This window comes from Xenorhabdus bovienii, from assembly GCF_024721015.1.
Taxonomy (GTDB): Bacteria; Pseudomonadota; Gammaproteobacteria; order Enterobacterales; family Enterobacteriaceae; genus Xenorhabdus; species Xenorhabdus bovienii.
In genome coordinates, this window is the sequence record NZ_JANAIF010000078.1 from 1 (window position 1) to 15,889 (window position 15,889).

The following is a 15,889-nucleotide window of genomic DNA, read 5'->3' on the forward strand; positions in this document are numbered from 1 at the left end:
TGGCCACCGATAGAGAAATAGCATTATTGCGCGAATGGGAAATTTACAGCGTAAAATTGACAGAGATTGATACATCGGCAGCCCCCGATATCCCATGGCCGGAACAGCCGAACTGATGATAGGGGCTACATGCCCCTTAACAAACTTGAACTCTAGGAAGAGATTATTTTTTGCGCTTGAGACTTAATTTTAAATAACCTGTTTCGACCTTAATTTCATCATACTCTTTATAAATCGCGACTAATAACCCGACACCAATGCTTATGGCCCCTATTATCAATCCAATATCCAAACCTGTTAGAGCAGCTATAGGGGCAATACCAACAAAGGCTGATAATCCTCCTGTTGCAGGTATCAAAGCTATTGCTCCCATTAATGCGGCAATAGCCCCAGCGCTCAGATAGGTAATCTTTTTAGTTCTCTGCAAGTTATCCGCTAACTCTCCCTGCACAATAATAGTTTCAATCCTATCGTCTTTCGCTTTTTTTAATTCTTCTTTCGTAGTAACAATAACCTCGTTCATTGTGCCCCCCCTTCGCAGGACTAATAATTTGGATTATAAGTTCATACCTTAAAAAATAAACATACGCTTTTAGTTTGATTATTGGTCAACAATGAAAGTTCAGCAAATCTGTCTGAGTAAAGTTGCAGTTTTGTACCAACCCCCACACAACCCCAATCAACTGCATTTTATTGTCACAACTACCACCATAACGAAATTACCCTTACCGGAGCTTTTCGCTATGGCCCAAGATTATCATCACGGCGTGCGCGTGCAGGAAATCAACGCAGGCACCCGCACTATTACCACCGTCAGCACCGCCATTGTCGGCTTGGTCTGCACGGCGGATGATGCCGACCCCCACACCTTTCCCTTAAACACCCCGGTCTTATTGACCGATGTCCTGACCGCCAGTGGCCAGGCCGGCAAAACCGGCACCCTGTCCCCGGCCCTGCGTGCCATTGCTGACCAGGCTAAACCTGTCACCGTGGTGGTGCGGGTCGCCCAGGGCGAAACCGAAGCCGAAACCACTTCCCATCTCATTGGCGGCGTCACCGACGAAGGCAAGAAAACCGGGATGCAGGCCCTGCTGGCCGCCCAGGGTCAGCTCGGTGTCAAACCGCGTATTCTGGGGGTGCCCGGTCACGACACCCAACCCGTCGCGGCCGCCCTGGCAGGGATAGCCCAGAAGCTGCGGGCGATGGCCTATGTCAGCGCCTATGGCTGCCAGACGATGAGTGATGCCATCCAGTACCGCAGCCACTTTAACCAGCGTGAAATCATGCTGATATGGCCGGATTTCTTAAGCTGGGATACCGTTGCCAACAGTCAAAGCGTGGCGTATGCGACCGCCCGTGCGCTGGGGCTGCGTGCCAAAATTGACGAAGAAGCCGGCTGGCATAAAACCCTGTCCAACGTCGGCGTCAATGGCGTGACCGGCATTTCAGCCGATGTTTTCTGGGACTTACAGGATGCCGCCACCGATGCCAACCTACTCAACCAGAACGACGTCACCACCCTGATCCGCAAGGACGGCTTCCGCTTCTGGGGCTCCCGTACCTGCTCCGATGATCCGTTGTTCCAGTTTGAAAGCTACACCCGCACGGCGCAGGTGCTGGCCGACACGATGGCCGATGCGCATATGTGGGCGATTGACAAGCCGCTGACCCCCTCACTGGTGCGCGACATTATCGAAGGCATCAACGCCAAGCTGCGCCAACTGAAATCCAATGGCTACCTGATTGACGGCCAGTGCTGGTATGACGAGAGCGTCAACGACAAGGACACCCTGAAAGCGGGCAAGCTGACCCTTGATTATGACTACACGCCGATCCCGCCACTGGAAAACCTGATGCTGCGCCAGCGCATTACCGATCAGTACCTGATGAACTTCGCCAACAGCATCAACAGCTAAGGGGCTACATATGGCACTCCCTCGCAAACTGAAATACCTGAACCTGTTCAACGATGGCAACAACTACATCGGTGTCGTGGAAGAAATAACCCTGCCCAAACTGAGCCGCAAGCTCGAAGCCTATCGCGGCGGCGGCATGAACGGCGCAGCCAATGTCGATTTGGGGCTGGATGATGGCGCACTGGATGCCGAATTCACCCTCGGCGGGGTGGAAGCCCAGCTCTACAAGCAATGGGGCATTGAGAAAGTTGATGGCGTTGCGTTGCGCTTCAATGGCTCCTTTCAGCGTGACGACACCGGTGATGTGATTGCCGTTGAAGTGGCGCTGCGCGGGCGCTTCTCGGAATTTGACCACGGCAGCTACAAGCAGGGTGACAACACCCAGACCAAGGTCAGCGCCAAGAACACCTACTACAAACTGACCTGGGACGGGGAAGTGATGATCGAAATCGACACCGTTAACATGGTGGAAATCGTCGGCGGCGTTGACCGTCTTGAAGCCCATCGCCGGGCTATCGGCCTGTAACCTCACTGATTTTTAACCCAAGGACATTATTATGACTGAACAAACCCCACTCACCCCGCCAGAGCAAGCCACCGTCACACTGGAAGAACCGATTGCCCGGGGGGGTACCACTATCACTGACATTATCGTGCGTAAACCCAACAGCGGCGCCCTGCGCGGTGTCCGCCTGCAAGCCCTGATGGAAATGGACGTCGATTCTGTGATGCTGGTATTGCCCCGCATTACCGCGCCGGCCCTGACCAAAAACGACTTATTGCTGATGGCGCCGGGCGACCTGATTAACCTCAGTATCGAGGTGGTCAATTTTTTGTTGCCGAAGTCGGTGAAATCCGATTTCCAGACGCCCTAACCGTTGACGAACTGGTGGCGGACATCGCCACTATCTTTCACTGGTCGCCCGCCGTGACCGCCGACATGAGCCTGCCCGATTTGCTGGAATGGCGTTACCGGGCCATGAAACGCAGTGGGGCCGAGAATGAGTGACCGAAATTTACGCCTGCAAGTCATCCTGAGCGCGGTCGATAAACTGACCCGCCCGTTCAAGGGGGCGCAGGCCGCCAATAAACGGCTGGCGGAAACCCTTCGCCAGTCACGCCAGCAACTGCGCGATCTGAACCAGCAGGCCGGCCGCATTGAGGGCTTTCGCAAGGCCAAGCGGCAACTGACTGAAACCCAGCAGGCCTACCGCAGCGCCACCGAACGGGTGGCAGCACTGAGCCGCGCCCTTAATGCCAGTTCAGCCCCGACCCAAGCCCAGATCCGGCAGCTTCAACAAGCCAAAAATGCCGCCAAACAGCTTAAGGATAAAACCCAATCCTTAAACCAGTCCCTGCAACGCCAACGTGATGCCCTCCATGCCAGTGGGATTTCCACTAATCAACTGGGGCAGGCCCAACGCCGGATTAATGCCGATATCAGCCGCACGACCGGCACACTCCAGCAACAACAGCAGCAACTGGAACGCCTGAACCAACAGGAAAAACGGCTGGCGACTGCCCGATCCCGTTACCAAAAAATGAAGGACGTGCGCAACCAGATGGCTGCAACCGGTGCGGCGGCTACAGCGGCAGGCGTCGGAACGCTCTACAGTGCCAAGCGGGTGATGATGCCGGGCTACGATTTTGAAGTCGGGATGTCCAAAGTACAGGCTCTTACCCGACTGGATAAAAATTCTCCCGAACTCAAGCAACTGCGCGAACAGTCGCGCCACTTGGGCGCTACAACGGCCTTCACTGCCAATCAAGTGGCGCAGGGACAAAGTTTTTATGCGATGGCCGGCTTTAAACCCGACCAGATACGCGCCGCTATGCCTGGTACGCTGTCGATGTCTTTAGCCGGTGATACCGATCTGGCCACCACGGCCGATATTGGTTCGAATATCCTGACTGGCTTTAAACTGAAATCCGAAGAAATGGGGCGTGTCAGTGATGTCTTGGTGGGAGCGTTCACCCGCTCTAACACCAACCTGATGATGCTGGGCGACACCATGAAGTACGTCGCGCCGGTGGCGGCGGGCTTGGGTGTCGATATTGAAACCGCTGCGGCGGCTACCGGTAAACTGGGTGATGCCGGTATTCAAGGGAGTATGGCGGGCACATCCCTAAGATCCATTCTGGGACGGTTGGCCGAACCGCCTGCGGCTGCCGCCAAGGCACTGGCTAAACTGAGCGTTCAGACCAAGGATGCCAAAGGCAACCTGCGCGGGCTGCCCGATATCCTGACTGAACTGAACGCCAAAACCGCCAAAATGGGGAACGCCCAGCGGGCGGGTATCTTTAAGGCCATTGCGGGTGAAGAAGCCTTTTCCGCTCTGTCAGTATTGTCTGATCAAGCGGGTTCCGGCGAATTGCAAAAACTCATTAAGGAACTCAAGAACGCGCAAGGCGAAGCCAAGAAAGTCGCTGATACCATGACAGATAATCTCGATGGGGATTTAAAAGGCTTGTCATCGGCATGGGAAGATCTCGGCATTCAAATCTTTGGCAGTGTGGACAGTCCCTTGCGCGGGATCACCCAGCGTATCACCAAAATTATCAGCAAAACGGGTGAATGGATGAAAGCCAATCCCGAACTGACCAAAACCTTAACGATGGTTGGTATTGGATTGGGCGTTATCTTAACCGTCTTTGGGGCGATTACACTAGCACTGGCTGCCATGCTGGGGCCATTGGCTATCGTTAAATTCAGCCTGTCCATACTCGGTATCAAGGGTGCCGGCTCAATGGAGCGATTGGGTAAAGCCGCTGCCTTTCTTGGCAAAGGGTTTAAGGGGTTGGCTAAAAAAGGGGTCGGTGCATTAAAGCTATTGGGCAGTGCGTTTAAAATACTGGCCGGTGTGATACGTGGGGCGACCACCCTCATGATGGCAAACCCGATTCTGGCGATTCTCGGCATGATTGCACTGGCTGCCTGGCTGATTTACGACAACTGGGAAACACTGGGGCCGTGGTTTAAAAAACTGTGGGACGATATTTCCACCTACGTTTCCACCGCATGGGAAAGTATCAAGCAAAAAATCCTGACCCGCTGGGAAGAAATCAAACTCAGCATCTCCACCAAATGGGATGCCATCAGACAGTACATTTCGACGAAATGGAATGAGATTGTTGAAGACACCAAGAAGCTGCCGGAGCGGTTTAAACAATTCGGCACGGAAATCATCGAAAAACTGATTGCCGGCATTAAGGCAAAATGGAAAGAATTAAAGCAAAACGTGTCTGAGCTGGGCACACAAATCAAAGACGCCGTCACCCCCGATTTTATGAAGGTGCAAAGCCAAAACCCCGACGTTAAAAAAGCATTGGATTCTTACCGTGAGAACACGCGCCCCCATGCCAACCCGTTCGCCGCCTTTGCCGGCCCTCATGATACCGGCGGTTATATTCCGGCGGGGAAATTTGGTCTGGTGGGAGAATATGGCCCCGAACTGATTAACGGCCCTGCCCGTGTCACCAGCCGCCGCCAAACGGCGGCACTGGCAGCGATGGCGGCACTCTCAATGGGGGCGGCGGCTTCGGTCAATGCCAGTGCGCCGCTGCATCCGCACAGCCTGCCCGCCGCTGAATACCGAACGCCGGCCGTTTCGGTGACCCACCCGCTCGGGGACAGCCATCGCCAGACCGTTTATGAAATCCATATTCACCCGACGCCCGCCCACTCGGCGCAGGACATTGCGCGAATGGTGGCGCAGGAAATGGATCGCCGGGAACAACAACAGCGCGCCCGCGCCCGCAGTACATTTTCCGACAGGGAGGATTATTAATCATGATGGCCGCACTCGGTTTATTCGTCTTTATGCTGAAAACTACGCCCTACCAGAGTTTGCAACATCAGCAGTCATGGCGCTTTGGATTCAACAATCGGGTTGGCGCCCGCCCGGCGTTCCAGTTTATGGGGCCGAACAATGACACCCTCACCCTGTCCGGCACGTTGTACCCGGAAATTTCCGGCGGCCGACTGTCACTGCTGGCACTGGAGCTGATGGCCGACAGCGGCAAGGCCTGGTCATTTCTGGATGGCAGCGGCGCGATTTACGGTATGTTTATCATTGAGAGTATCGACCAGACCAAGAGTGAATTTTTTGCCGACGGTGCCGCCCGCAAGATTGACTTTACCGTCACCCTGCGCCGCGTGGATGAAAATCTGGGTGAGATGTTCGGCGATCTGCACAGCCAACTGTCTGACCTGACAACGAACGTGGCCAACAAACTCAAGGGATTATTCTGATGCCGAAGATGCCCAAAATAGACTGGTTCACGGGCAGCACCCACACCCCCGTCTATGTGCTCAGTGCTGATGATAAAAATATCAATGCCCTTATCCAGAACCGGCTGGTTTCGCTGAGTCTGGCCGACAACCGCGGCTTTGAGGCTGACCAGCTCGATATTGAGCTGGACGACAGCGACGGGCAATTATCTCTGCCCCGCCGGGGGGTAGCGCTGTCTTTGCATCTGGGCTGGCAGGGTGAACCGCTGATCCACAAAGGTAAGTTTATTGTGGATGAAATCGAATACAGCGGCGCACCGGATAAAATCACCGTCCGCGCCCGCAGCGCTGACTTCCGGGCAACACTCAATATCAGCCGCGAAGAGTCCTATCACCAGAAAACGGTCAGTGACATCGTGCGCACCCTGGCTCAGCGTAACAACCTGCAACCGGAGATAGACAAAACGCTGGCTGAGATTAACCTCAGCCATATTGACCAGACCAACGAATCTGATGGCAGTTTCCTGACCCGGCTGGCAAAACAGGAAGGCGCCATTGCCACGGTCAAGAACGGCTGTCTGTTGTTTATCCGGCAAGGGCAAAACAAAGTGGCTAGCGGTCAACCCCTGCCTGCGGTCATCCTGACCCGCCAGTCGGGTGACGGCTATCGCTTTTCACTGGCTGATCGTGGGGCTTATACCGGGGTTTCGGCCAGTTGGCTGAACACCCGTGAACCGAAGAAAAAAGAAAACATCACCGTCAAGCGCAGGCGGCGCAAACCCAGCAAGGCCAATCCGCAGAAAAAAGACGAAAAAAAAGGGGATTATCTGATTGGCAGTGAGGGGAATGTCCTGGTACTGAAACATACCTACGCCAACAAAACCAACGCCGAGCGGGCGGCTAAGGCCGAATGGGAGAAAATCCAGCGCGGGGTCGCTTCGTTTTCTATTCAATTGGCAAAGGGACGGCCGGAACTGTTTCCCGAAATGAAAGTGCAGGTCAGCGGCTTCAAGCCCCAGATTGACGCGGCAGACTGGACGCTGGTCACCGTCACCCATACCTTGAATGACAGCGGCCTGATCTCGGCCTTAGAGCTGGAAGTGAAAATTTCTGATGCTGACATGAGCGCCTGATTTGCTATAATCGCGCCATTGCCTAACAGAGCTGGCAGTCCTTTTCAATAAGGCACTCATATTATGATGAAATGCCCCCTGTGCTATCATGTTGCCCACACCCGCAGCAGTTTTGAACATACCCCCCAAACCAAAGAACGTTACAACCAGTGCCAGAATATCAATTGTGGCGCGACGTTCGTCAGCCATGAAACCTTTGTCCGGTACGTGACTAAACCGACCCTGATTGAAGCCGCTCCGCCCCATCCTGCCAGTGGTCAGCAAACTGTGATGTCTTTTTGATTGGCGAGACTGAATAAATAATCAACAAAAGCACATTGTGATTCAATCTGATGTGCTTTTTTTTATGTGAAAAATATTTTTTTCTGCGGGGTGTCTGAAGGAAAACAAGTATCGAATAGATAGTGTGTATTTATACAGTGTCGCCAAAGCGCTGCCAATCTGCTGCCAAATCGCCACTTTTATGTAATCACAGAAAGCAAAAAAGCCACCGTAAAGGTGGCTCTTTCTTAACGCTAACCCGCTGATACTAAAGCAAGTTTTTATATGGTGCCCAGGGCGGGACTTGAACCCGCACAGCCATAAAGCCGAGGGATTTTAAATCCCTTGTGTCTACCGATTTCACCACCTGGGCTTGAATCTGGAGGCGCGTCCCGGAGTCGAACCGAGGTAAACGGATTTGCAATCCGCTGCATGGCCACTCTGCCAACGCGCCTTTTTTGGAGCGGGAAACGAGACTCGAACTCGCGACCCCGACCTTGGCAAGGTCGTGCTCTACCAACTGAGCTATTCCCGCTTTTCTCGAACTTGCTGATTTACTTAACTTGTTTCGTAAATCTCATGTGCCGTTCGATGCGTTGCATTCTACTTATTTCACGAAACGAGTCAACACAATTATTATTAAAATCCGATTATTCGATGATTTTTACGTCACTTCGATCAACCTTCACGCAAATCATTCCATGCAGCGCTCAAATATTGAAACATTGACCAGAACGTCAATACCGCAGCAGCGTATAATAAGATAAACCCACCCACTTCAACTTCAATGCTGGGACGCCACAGTAAAGCAACCAATGCTGCCATCTGCGCTGTCGTTTTTATTTTCCCCAGCCAGGATACAGCAACACTACTGCGTTTTCCCAATTCAGCCATCCATTCCCGCAGAGAAGATATAATAATCTCTCGAGCAATCATTGTCGCCGCCGGTAACGTGATCCACCACGCATGATAATGTTCAGCTATCAACACCAGCGCACTAGCAACCATGACTTTATCCGCAACCGGATCAAGAAATGCCCCAAAGCGCGTTGTTTGCTTCCATAAACGAGCAAGGAAACCATCAAACCAATCTGTCGCAGCAGCAATAACAAAGATCATAGCGCACAGCATCGGTGACCACTGGAATGGCAGGTAAAATGCCAAAACAAAGAATGGGATTAAGGCAATACGGAATAGAGTAAGCCATGTTGGAATATTTAATTGCATAATGCTTCGTAACTATCTGACCATGTAAAGTTTATCAGTATGGTGCATCAATAATCTTAGTGTTTCAACGCATTATAGATTTTTTCTGCTAGCGAATACGAAATAGAAGGCACTTTTGCGATCTCCTCTACACTTGCGTTGCGTAAAGGCTGTAATCCACCCATGTATTTTAACAACATTTGTCTACGTTTTGGCCCTATACCTTCTATCGATTCCAATGTGCTGGTCTTTTTCACTTTTTCCCGACGCTGGCGATGTCCTGTGATGGCATGATTGTGAGATTCATCACGAATATGCTGGATAACGTGCAATGCCGGTGAATCAGGAGGAAGTGCCATTCCCCCGCCTTCTGCCTCGAAAAACAGAGTTTCCAGACCCGCTTTGCGATCACTGCCTTTCGCAACGCCAATTAGCTTAGGATAGTTTTTATTCCATTCAACATCCAGCGAGCCGAAAACCTCCAGCGCTTGCGCTAATTGCCCTTTACCTCCATCAATAAAGATGATGTCAGGAATTTTGGTCTGCTCAATGGCTTTGCCATATCGGCGACGTAAAACTTGATTCATCGCTGCATAATCGTCTCCCGGTGTTATTCCCACAATGTTGTAGCGACGGTATTCCGAGCGCACAGAGCCATTTCCATCAAAAACGACACAGGATGCAACGGTCTGTTCTCCCATCGTATGGCTGATATCGAAACATTCCATTCTATGAATTTTTTTAATGCCAGCAAATTCAGCAAGTGATGCCAACCGCTGATGGATAGTCGATTGCTGGGATAGTTTCGTGGTTAATGCTGTTGCTGCATTGGTACGTGCCAATTTGAGATAACGCGCCCTGTCACCTCTTGGACGAGGTTGGATATGCACTTTCCTGCCCGATAATTCAGAAAGAGATGCTTCCAAAAGTTCTTTTTCAGGCAACGAGAAATCCAGCAGGATCTCCGCCGGCAATGTTCTGTTCTGGCTGCCTTGAAGGTAGAATTGGCCGAGAAAAGTTTGTACTACTTCATCCAATTTGGTATCAGCGGGAATTTTAGGATAGTAACTGCGGCTGCCCAAGATTTTTCCCTGACGGATAAACAAAACATGCAGGCAGGCCATTCCTGTATCAAAAGCAACACTGATAACATCCAGATCATCCCCTTCTCCAGAAACAAATTGCCGTTCAGTGACCTGCCTCACGGCTTGAATCTGGTCACGGTAGCGAGCCGCATCTTCAAATTGCAGTTGTTTACTTGCTTCTTCCATTCTGCCAACCAGCTCTGTCAGTACCTGCTGATCTTTGCCAGATAGGAACAGGCTGACATATTCAACCTGCTGCTGGTATTCTTCATCCGTTACAAAACCGTTGACACAAGGAGCAAGACAGCGACCAATCTGATATTGCAGACAGGGCCTTGAACGATTGCGGTATACGCTGTCTTCACATTGGCGAATCGGAAAAAGTTTCTGCAAGAGAGCTAAGGTATCACGCACAGCATGGGAGTTAGGAAATGGTCCGAAATACTCGCCTTTCGCATGTTTGGCACCACGGTGCAGGGTCAGACGCGGATGGGTATCTCCGCTCAAGAAAATGTAAGGGTAGGATTTATCATCCCGCAGTAAAACATTGTAGCGAGGCTGATAAAGTTTGATGTAGTTATGTTCGAGCAGGAGCGCTTCCGTCTCTGTATGCGTAACCGTGACATCTATTTGGACGATATTTTTTACCAGTGATTCTGTCTTGCGGCTGCCAACTTGTGTCCGAAAATAACTGGATAGCCGTTTTTTCAGATCCTTAGCCTTACCGACATAAATCACCGAGCCAGTGATGTCATACATTCGATAGACTCCCGGCTGGCTAGTCACTGTTTTTAAAAATACCGTTGAATCAAATTGCTCTGCCACGATTTACCACCCATCACACTGTCATCCGCTATGGTTTACCATATTCTGTGCGTCAAGCAACCCACAACGTATCGCCATATGGGTCAATTCTACATCACCCTTGATATTTAGTTTACTGAACATTCTATAGCGATAGCTATTTACTGTTTTTGGGCTAAGGTTAAGCAATGTGGAAATCTCATTAACTTTTCGGCCCTGAGTGATCATCGTCATTATCTGTAACTCCCGCTCTGAGAGTTCAGCCAGTGGGTTCTCTTTTGGTGGGGATAACTGGTCGAGCGCCATCTGCTGTGCAATATCAGGAGAGATATAACGCTGACCTGCATAAACCGTCCGAATAGCATTAATCATGTCTTGAGGTGTTGCTGCCTTACTCAAATATCCTCTGACTCCGGCCTGCATCACTTTCGCTGGCAAAGAGCTTTCAGTATGGATAGTCAGCATAATTACTCGCGTATCAGGCGAATAGCGAATGATTTTTTTGGCTGCCTCAAGGCCACCTATTCCCGGCATTCCCATATCCATAATAACAACATCCGTACTGTTTGATCTGCACCATCTGACCGCATCTTCTCCGCTACCGGCTTCTCCTGCAACCTTAATTCCTTTTACATCCTCGAGTATGCCTTTCACACCAATGCGAACCAGTTCGTGATCATCAACTAACAAAACATTAATCAAACAACGTCTCCACTAACATAATATCCACTGAAATAGTGGCAACATCTTTTGTCGATAGATATCAAGATCTTTTTGATAAAAAAGCGATTATACGGATATTAATCCTAAACAGAAAGAAAATTGTTACATATAAATAAAGTAAAAATCAGATTAATAAATTCAATAAACCATATTTACTATCGTTCCTATATTAAATTATTATTAAATAGAATTAAAATATATTATTCTTAGACATATATTTATATCAAAAAATATGAGGGAATAATTTCCCTCATATTAAAACCATTATTTAAATAAATTAAGAATATCCTGTTTATTTAACATCGGTGTTTTTTCAACAAAATTGTAATACGCAGGTTTACTGTCCACATAAACTTGATTAGATAATTTACTCGAATGACTATTTTCAAACAGGGCAACCGGCACATAATAGACACTAGGCTGAAGTAAATGGTAGAAAAGGTGTGTTCCACATTTATTACAAAAAGCCCGTTCTGCCCACGCTGAAGAGGAATACGTTGAAATGTTTTCAGCACCTTCTATTTGCAGATCATTCTTACAGTCTACAGATAAAAACGGGCCTCCATTCCATTTTTGGCACGTTTTGCAGTGACATGCATTGATATTCTCAATATTTTGATAGGTTGTTATCCCTACCGCACCACACAGGCAACGACCTTGATTCATCATTCCACCTCTCTGTTTGAAATAAACTTATGGGACAAAATTTTATATCAGAGATAACCATCATTCTGCTACTGTATTTCCCTGAAAGGGCTATGCTCGCAGCAGAAATTTTTCCCACCAACGATGTAACCACTCCGACGTAATGCATCAATCGATACCTTAGGAAGCGCTATTATCGACTTCATGCTTTTATTAATTTTCTCGATAATCTCTATTTTGGGGCCATTGATCCAATCATCGCTGCTATAAAAAGCAGTCAAAATATTATTCATTTCATCAAGATCACCAAAAGCACGAATCAGATAATATGAATCAGAGTTGTGTAATGAATTACCATAACTAATAACATCTATGCCAGTTTTCTCATGCAATGGCACACTAATTTCTGTCATTATTCGATGAAACTCCTTTCCTGTTGCTGCTTTTAACTCATATTGTAATATTTCTATAATTTTTTTATCCATATGGCACCATATGATTTTTGATCAAAACAATGACAAATCTTGTTCATTTCCTGAAAGAAAAAAAGCAAATTATCTTTTTTATTTGTGCATTGTCACAAAACTTTAGTTAAAATTTTACCGACTAAAAAACAACCTGCACTGTTAGAGTGTATTGCAATGCATCAACAATAATTTAGGTATTTTTGTGAGTAACATCATATAAATAAAACAATAAGGTATCGTATGGAACAACAATATTTCATTGGTATTGATGTCGGCTCCGCTAGTGTACGTGCCGCCATTTTTGATCAGAAAGGCAAGCGATTAGCATTTTCTGTCCGCTCTATCCAACAATTTCACCCAAAAGCAGATTTTGTCGAACAGTCATCGGCAGATATCTGGTCAAATATCGGCACTACAGTCAAGGAGGCTGTTTCTCACGCAGGGATCGATCCCACTCATGTTAAATCCATCGGTTTTGATGCCACCTGTTCATTAGTTGCGGTCAGTGCGGAAGGAGAGCCGTTATCTGTTGCAGAAGACGGCAGTCCAGAGCGCGATATCATCATGTGGATGGATCACCGTGCAATCGAGGAAACCATCCGCATAAATCTCACGGATGACCCCACCCTACGTTATGTCGGGGGTGAAATCAGTGTCGAAATGGAATTACCCAAGATTTTATGGCTGAAAAACCACTTTCCACAGCGTTATCAAGCAGCCTGGCGCTTTTTTGATTTAGCTGATTTTCTAGTATGGAAAGCGACAGATGCCGATGTTGGCAGTATTTGCACTCTCACTTGCAAGTGGAATTATCTGGCTCATCAAAAACAGTTCAGCAAAGAATTTCTTCAACGTATTGGGCTGGAAGATCTAACAGACAAGATACCGACAATTATTCTCGAGTTAGGCCAACAAGCTGGCCATCTTACTGAGCAGTCGGCCAGTGCATTAGGCTTACACGGCGATGTTATTGTTGCCAGTGGCATTATTGATGCCCATGCTGGCGGGCTAGCGCTGATTGGCGCAAAACCGAATGGCAGTCTGGCAATGATCAGCGGAACCTCAAATTGCCATATGATTGTCAGCCCAGAGCCTGTCATGGTTCGTGGTGTATGGGGGCCTTACTTTGGGGCGATGCTGCCTGATTATTGGCTTAATGAAGGTGGACAAAGCGCTGCCGGAGCACTGGTTGAGTGGTCGATCCGCCAGCATGAAGCCTGGCCCGTGCTGGAGGCTGAAGCCAAAGCAGCTGGGCTTCATTATTACCAACTACTCAATGATGCCGTTGCCCAACTGGAGCTACGCGAAAAATACCCAACAGCCCAACTGCATATTTTGGCTGACCATCACGGAAATCGCTCACCACGGGCAAATCCCAACGCTAAAGGCATGATTAGCGGGTTGACTCTGGAACAGGGGCGAGAAGGCTTGGCGCGATATTATCTGGCAACGTTACAATCTATCGCTTATGGCACACGCCATATCATTGATACTTTGATTAAGGCAGGGCATCAAATAGATCGTCTGGTGATATGTGGCGGTGCAACCAAAAATGCATTGTGGCTGCGGGAATATGCCAATGCAACGGGGCAGGAAATTCATCTGGCAGAGGAAGAGGATGCGGTTAATCTCGGTGCAGCCATGTTAGGCGCAGTCGCCTGCGGAGCGTTTACTGATATTACCGCAGCAGCCCAGTCAATGGTACGGGAAGGAAATGTGATCAGCCCAGAGAAAGAAATGTTCCCGTTCCATCAGGCAAAATACCAAGTCTATTTACAGATGTATCAAGATCAGCAGCGTTATGTTGATATGATGCGTTATTCAGTGTCTTTTAATTAATTCAAGGTCTTAATTCATATAGAAAACCCCATCAATATTCGATAGGGTTTTCTATTTAAATCTTATTTGGCTTCAGACAATACGGCATTGGCTATTTTTGGGTGCAGCGTATACATACCACCATTCAGGGGATCTACAATCAACCAGCCAATCAAGCCACCAAATACAAAATTGCCCCCGATATACCATCCGTTAGGTTTTGCTACCAGCGGCAAAGTGGCAGATTTAAAATGTTCTTTCGCAAAAGTTATCTGATAGTTCTTTTTACCAAAATAACGACCATTCGATTTTTCAAGCATGACATTTTGGGGTGTATTTCCATGTGCAACCACCTTGCCAGTTTCATCTTTGATTGAAAATTCGGCGCCTGAAGGCTGGCTATTGACTTCAATAAGTTGATTTTTTTCACCAACGATGGTGGCACAACCACTGCACAGCATCACAGCAGATAATAATAACGTACAAATTTTATTCATTTATAATCCATGAAAGAAAAAATCATCAAATGTGCGGCGAATAGTACCAGAATCTTCCCTTTATATACAATAATTTTAATATATTTACTTTTTTTATTAACCTATTCAATAGGTAATGATCTAATTTTTAAAGGAAAAAATAAAAAATCAAGATAGAGCACTCCTTTAAATAAAAACATTTTATTAATTTATTTACTAATGTAATCAATAATTGAAATTATCCTATATTGCATCCAATCATGAAAGCACCAAAAATATTTTATGTAATATAATGAATTTTGTGACCTGAATAATTGACGATATAAGCGTAAAAATATAGTTTTCTTTATTGCCAATTTTAAAAAAATAATTTGAGGTAAGGAATGCGTAAATTATCTGTAATTGCTTTATCCGTGCTGGCATTAACTGGTTGTAAAGTCGGTTTAGATACAGAAGTAAACCTCAGCGATATTCTTGCTCAAGAACACAAAATCGTGCAAGGTAACCTGAATGTTGAAGTCACTTCTTGCTCAACTTCCGGCGATTCCCGCCAAGAGTCTAAGAGTTTGATCGAGACCAAACAAAAGATCCCGACTATTTTTAAAAATGCCGAATTTGTGGAATGTTATCGAAAAGATTTTGATTCCTTCGCTCATTTCACTATTCCGATTGATGTCGGCAGTGCACAAGAGCCTATTAATCAACAAAATACCGATGTCTATATTTATTCAAATAAAAAGCAGAAAATCATTGCTGAATTGAAATTAACAGATACTCTAATTGGCCGTATTAACAAAGCGAAAAAAGATTTAAGCTCAATGAAATTTAATTTCTCTGTGAAAATACATAGAACCAAAGAACCGATTAATGTAAAAGCCCTTGGTGTATTTATGACAAATGATAAAGGTCAAATCACCCCCATGGTTTATGAAGACTTTGAATGGTCTAAGTCCAAATATGCTACCTTTAAATTATCTGATGTTGCCGTCAATTCGTTGTTAACGAAGGGTAAACATCCGTTATTATTAGAGGTTGATTATTTCGATAAAACTTAACTACCACCTACTGAAGTAGGTGGGTTAGCGCACTTCGGTGCCGACGACTGAAAGTCGTCGAACCACGCA

At 47.6% G+C, this 15,889-nt stretch carries 18 protein-coding genes and 3 tRNA genes; 11 read left to right on the forward strand and 10 right to left on the reverse strand.

Annotation, left to right across the window (positions count from 1 at the left end; genetic code table 11):
• Nucleotides 1–116, forward strand: a 116-nt coding sequence (locus NXS07_RS16035; protein WP_258087143.1) for a tail fiber assembly protein, incomplete at its 5' end; no start/stop codon positions are given.
• A gap of 47 nt (nt 117–163) precedes the next feature.
• Here the strand turns inward: NXS07_RS16035 and NXS07_RS16040 are convergent.
• Nucleotides 164–523 carry a PM1101 family membrane protein gene (locus NXS07_RS16040; protein ID WP_258087134.1) on the reverse strand — a complete coding sequence of 120 codons (360 nt, stop codon included), beginning with the start codon at nt 521–523 and terminating at the stop codon, nt 164–166.
• 220 nt (nt 524–743) lie between these two features.
• On the opposite strand from NXS07_RS16040, the gene NXS07_RS16045 reads away from it, so the two are divergent.
• From NXS07_RS16045 to NXS07_RS16080, 8 genes are all read left to right on the forward strand, one after another.
• Nucleotides 744–1,916 carry a phage tail sheath protein gene (locus NXS07_RS16045; RefSeq protein WP_258087135.1) on the forward strand — a complete coding sequence of 391 codons (1,173 nt, stop codon included), beginning with the start codon at nt 744–746 and terminating at the stop codon, nt 1,914–1,916.
• 10 nt (nt 1,917–1,926) lie between these two features.
• The gene (locus tag NXS07_RS16050; RefSeq protein ID WP_038185011.1) at nt 1,927–2,442 is read left to right on the forward strand and encodes a phage major tail tube protein; all 516 of its coding nucleotides are present in this window, start codon (nt 1,927–1,929) and stop codon (nt 2,440–2,442) included.
• Between the two features lie 31 nt (nt 2,443–2,473).
• Nucleotides 2,474–2,791 (forward strand): phage tail assembly protein, encoded by a 318-nt coding sequence (locus NXS07_RS16055; protein ID WP_258087136.1) that lies wholly within the window; start codon nt 2,474–2,476, stop codon nt 2,789–2,791.
• 14 nt (nt 2,792–2,805) lie between these two features.
• Nucleotides 2,806–2,925, forward strand: coding sequence for a GpE family phage tail protein (locus NXS07_RS16060; protein WP_051870631.1), 120 nt, complete (start codon nt 2,806–2,808; stop codon nt 2,923–2,925).
• Nucleotides 2,918–5,704 (forward strand): phage tail tape measure protein, encoded by a 2,787-nt coding sequence (locus NXS07_RS16065; RefSeq protein WP_258087137.1) that lies wholly within the window; start codon nt 2,918–2,920, stop codon nt 5,702–5,704. Before NXS07_RS16060 ends, NXS07_RS16065 begins: the two co-directional genes overlap by 8 nt.
• Before the next feature lie 2 nt (nt 5,705–5,706).
• Complete coding sequence (locus NXS07_RS16070; RefSeq protein ID WP_038204742.1) at nt 5,707–6,168, forward strand: phage tail protein; 462 nt, start codon at nt 5,707–5,709, stop codon at nt 6,166–6,168.
• An 8-nt stretch (nt 6,169–6,176) separates the two neighbouring features.
• On the forward strand, nt 6,177–7,280 hold the full coding sequence (locus NXS07_RS16075; protein WP_258087144.1) for a phage late control D family protein: 1,104 nt from the start codon (nt 6,177–6,179) through the stop codon (nt 7,278–7,280).
• 63 nt (nt 7,281–7,343) lie between these two features.
• Nucleotides 7,344–7,562 (forward strand): ogr/Delta-like zinc finger family protein, encoded by a 219-nt coding sequence (locus tag NXS07_RS16080; RefSeq protein WP_038193906.1) that lies wholly within the window; start codon nt 7,344–7,346, stop codon nt 7,560–7,562.
• A gap of 265 nt (nt 7,563–7,827) precedes the next feature.
• Here the strand turns inward: NXS07_RS16080 and NXS07_RS16085 are convergent.
• From NXS07_RS16085 to NXS07_RS16120, 8 genes are all read right to left on the reverse strand, one after another.
• A tRNA-Leu gene (locus tag NXS07_RS16085) sits at nt 7,828–7,914 on the reverse strand.
• Between the two features lie 7 nt (nt 7,915–7,921).
• Nucleotides 7,922–7,995 (reverse strand) — tRNA-Cys (locus NXS07_RS16090).
• A 5-nt stretch (nt 7,996–8,000) separates the two neighbouring features.
• Nucleotides 8,001–8,076, reverse strand: a tRNA-Gly gene (locus tag NXS07_RS16095).
• A 143-nt stretch (nt 8,077–8,219) separates the two neighbouring features.
• Nucleotides 8,220–8,768 (reverse strand): CDP-diacylglycerol--glycerol-3-phosphate 3-phosphatidyltransferase, encoded by a 549-nt coding sequence (gene pgsA, locus NXS07_RS16100; RefSeq protein WP_038193901.1) that lies wholly within the window; start codon nt 8,766–8,768, stop codon nt 8,220–8,222.
• Between the two features lie 56 nt (nt 8,769–8,824).
• Complete coding sequence (gene uvrC, locus NXS07_RS16105; RefSeq protein ID WP_258087138.1) at nt 8,825–10,657, reverse strand: excinuclease ABC subunit UvrC; 1,833 nt, start codon at nt 10,655–10,657, stop codon at nt 8,825–8,827.
• A 21-nt stretch (nt 10,658–10,678) separates the two neighbouring features.
• Nucleotides 10,679–11,338, reverse strand: coding sequence for a UvrY/SirA/GacA family response regulator transcription factor (uvrY, locus tag NXS07_RS16110; RefSeq protein ID WP_038188384.1), 660 nt, complete (start codon nt 11,336–11,338; stop codon nt 10,679–10,681).
• A gap of 285 nt (nt 11,339–11,623) precedes the next feature.
• Nucleotides 11,624–12,025, reverse strand: a complete 402-nt coding sequence (locus NXS07_RS16115) for a GFA family protein (RefSeq protein ID WP_038214994.1) — start codon at nt 12,023–12,025, stop codon at nt 11,624–11,626.
• A gap of 68 nt (nt 12,026–12,093) precedes the next feature.
• The gene (locus NXS07_RS16120; protein ID WP_258087139.1) at nt 12,094–12,489 is read right to left on the reverse strand and encodes an NIPSNAP family protein; all 396 of its coding nucleotides are present in this window, start codon (nt 12,487–12,489) and stop codon (nt 12,094–12,096) included.
• Nucleotides 12,490–12,711: 222 nt separating this feature from the next.
• Between NXS07_RS16120 and NXS07_RS16125 the strand changes: the two genes are divergently transcribed.
• Nucleotides 12,712–14,310, forward strand: a complete 1,599-nt coding sequence (locus tag NXS07_RS16125; RefSeq protein ID WP_258087140.1) for an FGGY-family carbohydrate kinase — start codon at nt 12,712–12,714, stop codon at nt 14,308–14,310.
• Between the two features lie 62 nt (nt 14,311–14,372).
• Here NXS07_RS16125 and NXS07_RS16130 read toward each other — a convergent pair whose 3' ends face one another.
• Complete coding sequence (locus tag NXS07_RS16130) at nt 14,373–14,786, reverse strand: hypothetical protein (RefSeq protein WP_258087141.1); 414 nt, start codon at nt 14,784–14,786, stop codon at nt 14,373–14,375.
• A 362-nt stretch (nt 14,787–15,148) separates the two neighbouring features.
• Between NXS07_RS16130 and NXS07_RS16135 the strand changes: the two genes are divergently transcribed.
• Nucleotides 15,149–15,820 carry a DUF7424 family protein gene (locus NXS07_RS16135; protein WP_258087142.1) on the forward strand — a complete coding sequence of 224 codons (672 nt, stop codon included), beginning with the start codon at nt 15,149–15,151 and terminating at the stop codon, nt 15,818–15,820.
• Nucleotides 15,821–15,889 lie beyond the last annotated feature (69 nt).